4 protein-coding genes and 1 pseudogene are annotated in these 2,705 nt (G+C 69.6%); 2 read left to right on the plus strand and 3 right to left on the minus strand.

Annotation, left to right across the window (positions count from 1 at the left end; genetic code table 11):
- The 3 genes and pseudogenes from ACWCQ6_RS36725 to ACWCQ6_RS36735 form a co-directional block, all read right to left on the minus strand.
- Positions 1-408 (minus strand): annotated as a pseudogene (locus ACWCQ6_RS36725) (pyridoxal-phosphate dependent enzyme); the annotation flags it as partial.
- A 410-nt stretch (positions 409-818) separates the two neighbouring features.
- Positions 819-1,313, minus strand: a complete 495-nt coding sequence (locus tag ACWCQ6_RS36730; RefSeq protein ID WP_451096777.1) for a hypothetical protein — start codon at positions 1,311-1,313, stop codon at positions 819-821.
- Complete coding sequence (locus ACWCQ6_RS36735) at positions 1,310-1,477, minus strand: hypothetical protein (RefSeq protein WP_451096779.1); 168 nt, start codon at positions 1,475-1,477, stop codon at positions 1,310-1,312. The genes ACWCQ6_RS36730 and ACWCQ6_RS36735 overlap by 4 nt, the downstream gene beginning before the upstream one ends.
- Positions 1,478-2,258: 781 nt before the next feature.
- On the opposite strand from ACWCQ6_RS36735, the gene ACWCQ6_RS36740 reads away from it, so the two are divergent.
- Both ACWCQ6_RS36740 and ACWCQ6_RS36745 read left to right on the plus strand, forming a co-directional pair.
- Complete coding sequence (locus tag ACWCQ6_RS36740; RefSeq protein ID WP_451096781.1) at positions 2,259-2,498, plus strand: hypothetical protein; 240 nt, start codon at positions 2,259-2,261, stop codon at positions 2,496-2,498.
- On the plus strand, positions 2,495-2,705 hold a 211-nt coding region (locus ACWCQ6_RS36745; protein ID WP_451096783.1), incomplete at its 3' end, for a hypothetical protein. The genes ACWCQ6_RS36740 and ACWCQ6_RS36745, both read left to right, overlap by 4 nt.

The following is a 2,705-nucleotide window of genomic DNA, read 5'->3' on the forward strand; positions in this document are numbered from 1 at the left end:
GTGTTGGTGGGTGAGCTGGCTGGGGTCGGTGTTGGCTCCGCAGAGGACGACGGCGACTTTCTCGCTGTTGGCGGGGCGGTAGTTGCGGGACGGCCTGGTGGGCAGGTCGCGGTCGGGTGTGTGGTGCGGCGCAGCTGTGAGGGCTGCCAGCGCGGTTGCCGCCCCGTGCTCCACGGCGATGCGGCGGTGGTCCCAGAGGGTTTGGCGGGCGCGGATGATCTCGTTGTCCGGTACGAGTACGGAGTGGACGCGGTCCTGCTGGGCGGCGTGCAGGTCCATGGCGGAGGTGCAGCGGGCTCCGAGGGAATCGGCAGTGATCGAGTTGACCGGGACATCAACCGGGCGGCCGGCCTCGATGGCGGCGTTCAGTGTGCGGCAGTTCTCCGGCTCCACGGCGACGACGCGGACGGGCTCGGGCTCATGGTCGTCCAGGGGGTCGCGGTGGGCGGTGCGGATCGCCCCGGCATCGACCGGGGCGAGGGTGACGGGGCGGATGCGCCCCATGATCCGGTCGGCGGCCCGCCGCCCGCCGGGGTTGGGCGTGATGGCGTGGAAGTTGGCCGGGTTGAACAGCAGCGCGTCACCGGGTTCCGGCCGCAGGCTGACCTGCTGGAAGCTCTCGACGGCCTCGGGCCGGTAGCCGTACGCCTCGCGGTGCGTTCGTCGGCCGGCTCCCAGCGGTGGCGCCACACGGTCGTCACGCCGCCGGTCGCGGGCGCGGCCACCCAGACGTTGAAGGCGCCGTCACGGGGGTCGGCGGCTACATCGACGGTTTGCGCGCCATCGCCCGCAGCAGGGGCTTCAGAAGGATCACCAGGTCAGTGGCAAGAGCCCTTGCTGAAGGCCGCGTGGGAGAGGTAGAACGCGAGCATCCCCGGGTCGGGTGGCGGCCGGTCCTCGGCCCCCGGGAAGACTACGGGGGGCTGCTTGTCCAGGGTCAGCGTGATGCGGACGCAGTACTCCGTCTCGGTGTCCTCAGTGCTGACCGTGTAGCCTGCGCCCTCCTCTTCACGCGTGTCGACGCCGTGCCCTGGCCCGATGCCGCTCTCCCGGATCGCCTCCGCGATCAGGAAGCCGTGGCTGCCCTCCAGGCTTGTGTAGTGCCGTTTGCCGCCTAGATCTTGGACGCCCTTGCGGACGGCGTCGCGGAGTTCGCTCTCACTCCACGTCGACTCGGCCTGCATACCGAACAGCACGCCGAGCGCGACAAGCGGCGTGAGGAAGATGAGTGCGAGACCAACCGGGTTGCGGTGGTTGTAGACGTACCGGCTGGTTCCCAACTTGCTCCGGATGAGGACGGGTTCTTCGCTCAACGTGCTGCCTGCACACCGCCGATGTGCGCTGCCCAGGCATCTGCCCGGAGCGCGGGCTTCGGGGCATCGGGGCTCTGCGGGGGCACGCCCTCAAACGGTCCGTCGAACTCGGCTTCGGCTCGGTTGATGCGGGCCGAGAACCTGCGGTGAGGTGCGGTCGTCATGGCGGCACTGTAGCGGCGAGGGCGATCACATCGGATATCCCGTCGATATCCGGGACGACGGCTCGGATACTGCGATCACGCTACGTCAAGCACTCGTCGGCCGCGAACGCTCAGACTGTCCACGTGGAAAGGACGCCGCCCGCCAGGTCACGCAGCACCTCATCCCGGCCGGCCCCGACCGCCCATGGACCGGCGTACGGTTCAGCGCCGCATGGGGCAGCCGGGACACCCTCGACCCGACCCTGGTCGAACCCGACCAGGTAGCGGAGATCAGCGCAGACACCGCGATCGACCGTGGGGCCTGGCGCCACCCGCTGCGTTTCGTCCGGCTCCGCATGGACGTCACGGCGGCCGATGTGCCGTTGTTCGGAGAAGGCGCGGCACCTGCTGCTGGGCGAAGGCGGCGACGACAGCGGGGCGGCTGCGCCGGGCTCGCCCGGGGTTCAGGGGGTGTCGCCGACCCAGGCCCACCCGGCCGGGTTCGCAGGGGCGGGCTTCGTATTCGGCGTGGCTGCCGGCCCCGTACGTGCCGTCATTGGTGATCAGCATGGCCCCGGTGGCCTTTTCCTCGGGCGTCCAGTGGGTGACGTCGACGAGCTCGACGTACTCGTGGCCGGCTGCTCGTAGGGGTTGGGGTCGTCGTGGTCGGATCCGTACACCGGTCGCCGCGGCAGTGCAGTCATGTGTTCAGGCTGTCACCGGCCGCCCGGCGACGTCCCGCGTCCGGGCAGGATCCCCCGGATCGAGTCGCACAAAATCGAACAAGTGCTCTAATCGAGATATGACCTCCCCCTTCCCTGACGACCTGGTCCGGGCCCAGCGCGACTGGCTCACCACCTATCGCCAGCTCGCTCAACCCCGACCCCGCCACACCAGCGCCCTGCGCCGTCGCCTTCTGGACCTGTCCGCCCAGATCCAGTGGCATTCGTTCTGGTCCACCCCGCCCGGCACACCCGCCGCCCGGGTCGAGCTGCGCCAGCTTGCTCACCGCCAGGAGCAGCGCGGGACGAGAGCGGCATGACCCGGCCCGATGCCCTGTCCGCCCGGCAGGAAGCGATCCTGCGCTTTACCGACCACATTGCAGGCGTGCGGTTCACTTGTTGGAGCGGTGTGCAGGCCCCTCGCGTCCTGGTTTACCGGGATTCTTGCCAGAAAGCCCCGGCGTTCACGCCGGGGATGAATGCATCGCAAGACTGCTCTGACGTGCGCGTCAGAGCGGGCGTTTTTG

The organism is Streptomyces sp. NPDC001880, from assembly GCF_053594575.1.